This window comes from Mesorhizobium sp. M7A.F.Ca.CA.002.15.2.1 (assembly GCF_003998715.1).
In the GTDB taxonomy this organism is placed as follows: Bacteria; Pseudomonadota; Alphaproteobacteria; order Rhizobiales; family Rhizobiaceae; genus Mesorhizobium; species Mesorhizobium ciceri.
Window position 1 is genome coordinate 1 of sequence record NZ_RZPI01000734.1, and the last position, 2,636, is coordinate 2,636.

Consider the following 2,636-nt stretch of genomic DNA (forward strand, 5'->3'; position numbering starts at 1 on the left):
GAGCCAAGCCCGTCGGCACCCGCAGGGAAAGCCCTGCTCGAACAAGGCGGTAGGGCATCGTTCCTGCGGGATTGATTCAACGTCCGGCGGGCGCAGGCTCACGCCTCGTCCTTCTTGCCTTTGCTCAGGCCCATCAGCCGGTCGATATAGGCGAGCATGAGCGCCGAGACGACGAAGGCGAGATGGATGATGGTCAGCCACATCAACTGGTCGGTCGTGTAGGACGATGAGTTCAAGAACACCTGCAAGAGGTGGATCGACGAGATGGCGACGATGGTCGAGGCAACCTTGACCTTCAGCGAACCGACATCGATGGTGCCCAGCCAGTGCACACCGCCGTCCTGGTCGTCGAAGCGGCTGACGAAATTCTCGTAGCCCGAGATGATGACCATCACCACCAGCGAGGCAACCAGCGCGGCATCGATCAAGCCGAGCATCTTCAGGATGGTGTCGGTGTCACCGAGCGTGAACGCCAGGCTAATGAACTCATAGAGCTTCTTGCCGAAGGACAGCGCATAGACGGCCAATGCCAGGGCCAGGCCTATATAGAAAACGACGAGCAGCCAGCGTGAAGCGAGAATGATCGATTCGATGGCGAGTTCGAGACGCTTCATGGGATGATTCCGGCGGGTTGATCTCTCAGACAATGGCCGTATTCGACGAGGCCGCCACCGTTTGCAAGACAAAAAACCCCGCCGAACAAAGTCCGGCGGGGCTCAATGCGTCCCGCTGGAGTCGGGACGGGGCAGGGAACGCCCAGCACCGAATCTGGGGTGGCTGCGCTCGCGATTCAATGAGCCGTGTCTAACGCCCGTACAATTCTTGTTGAACCCCGCACATCCATCCACCCCCGGCTGTGCCGGGGGTGGATGCTTCTCTTGCCGATTCCACAAACCGGGTCATGATTTTGAAATCATGACCTAATTGTTGCTGGCGACCGGTGCCACCAGCGAGGTGATGCGGCGGATGGCGACGCGGCGGTTCTCGCGGTTGGGCGCCGCCGTGTTGACCTTCAGATACTCCTCGCCATAGCCCTGTGTCGTCAGGTTTTCCGGCGGGATGCCGAAGGCATTGGTCAGAGCCTCCGCCACCGCTTCCGCACGGCGATCGGAAAGAGCGAGGTTAGCCTCCGGTGTGCCGACCGCGTCGGTGTGACCTTCGATCAGGAAGGTCTCGGCCGGGTTCTTCTTCAACAGCTTCTCCATGGCCGTCGCTACGCCCTCGAGCTTCTGCACCTCGGTGTCGGAGATGGAGGCCGAACCGAATTCGAAGTTGAGCGTGTCGAGATCGACGCGACGTGCGATGTCGCGCACGCGGGCCGAACGCTTGACCTCGTCGATCGAATAGAGGCGCTGGACCTTCTCGACCGGGGGCTGTTCGAGGAACTCGTAGTAGTCATCGGGGCTCTCGACGTCCTCGGAATCGAGAATGTATTCCCGGCGCGGGATGGTCAGCCGCATCGGCGGCAGGTCGTCGCCGGGATCACGCCAGTCGCTGTCATCTTGATAGTGCCGCTCGTCGACATAGCTCAGCACATATTCGCGTCCATCCGGCGCGATGCGCGAACGCTGGATAACGTCGCCATAGCGGTTGCGGATGGTGACGATCCGGACACCGTTGTCACGCTCGACGATTTCCCGGGTGCGATCGCCCGACAGATCCTCATAGTAGACTTCTTTGGCACCGCGGGTGACGCGCGGGGCGTCATTGCTCTGGACAAATGTCTGGTTGTTGAACTGTAGGATGACGCGATCGCCGAGTTTCCTGACGACGTCGACGCCTTTCGGACGCCGACGATCGCGGGCGATCTCATCGGGCGCACGCTCTACGCGCGTGCCCTTCTCCTCGGTCACCGGGACGATCTTCTCGGGCTTGATCTCCTGCTGTGCGGCCCTGTCGTCGGTGGGCGGCGGACCCTGGTCGACGGGAGCAGCCACCGGCTTGCGGCCCTGATCGCCACCTTGCTGGGCATTTTGCCCGCCATTCTGCTGCTCGCCATCCTGCTGAGCATTCTTGTCGCCACGTTTGCGGCCGCCGCCCCTGCGCTCGACGTCCTTCTGGCTGTCCAGGATGGGAGCGGCGTTTGGATCGGCCGGTGCTTCGCCTTGCACCGGGTTTTCGCCCTGTGCCGGTGCTGCCGTCTGACCATTGGCCGGTTGTTCGCCGGTGGTGGGTTGTTCGGCCGTCGCCGGCTGCTCGCCAACAGGTTTCCTGCCGTGCTTCTTCGTCGTGTCCTGGGGCTGCTCGCCTTGGGCCGCCGGCTGCTCGCCGGCAGGGGCCGTCGCCTCTCCAGCGGGAGCTTCCTTCGGCGTCGGGGCGACTTCAGGTTGGGCTTGCTGATCCTGCCTGTTCTTCTTGCGCGGCTGGGCCTGCTCGCCGGGCTGATTGTCGTTGGCCGGCGCGACCTGTTCGGCCGGCGTCTGCTCGGTCTGCTGCTGCTGATCACGCTTCTTCCTGCGCGGCTGCTGTTCCCCTGCGGGTGCTGCCTGTTCGGCCGGCGCCTGCTCGGTCTGCTGCTGCTGGTCACGCTTCTTTCTGCGCGGCTGCTGTTCCTCTGCCGGTGCTGCCTGTTCGGCCGGCGCCTGCTCGGTCTGCTGCTGCTGGTCACGCTTCTTCCTGCGCGGCTGCTGTTCCTC

Annotated in this window: 3 protein-coding genes; 1 reads left to right on the forward strand and 2 read right to left on the reverse strand. The window is 63.2% G+C overall.

The window, feature by feature from the left end; genetic code table 11:
* Window positions 1–98: 98 nt before the first annotated feature.
* Both ENZ74_RS28405 and ENZ74_RS28410 read right to left on the reverse strand, forming a co-directional pair.
* Window positions 99–614: a TIGR00645 family protein gene (locus ENZ74_RS28405; RefSeq protein WP_013530171.1), complete on the reverse strand. Its 516-nt coding sequence runs from the start codon at window positions 612–614 to the stop codon at window positions 99–101.
* A gap of 306 nt (window positions 615–920) precedes the next feature.
* A complete protein-coding gene (locus ENZ74_RS28410) occupies window positions 921–2,111 on the reverse strand; it encodes an OmpA family protein (protein ID WP_127224566.1) in 1,191 nt (396 codons plus the stop codon).
* Window positions 2,112–2,327: 216 nt separating this feature from the next.
* Here ENZ74_RS28410 and ENZ74_RS34755 point away from each other — a divergent pair.
* Window positions 2,328–2,636 (forward strand): hypothetical protein (locus ENZ74_RS34755; protein ID WP_206522346.1); only part of this gene is annotated, 309 nt, incomplete at its 3' end.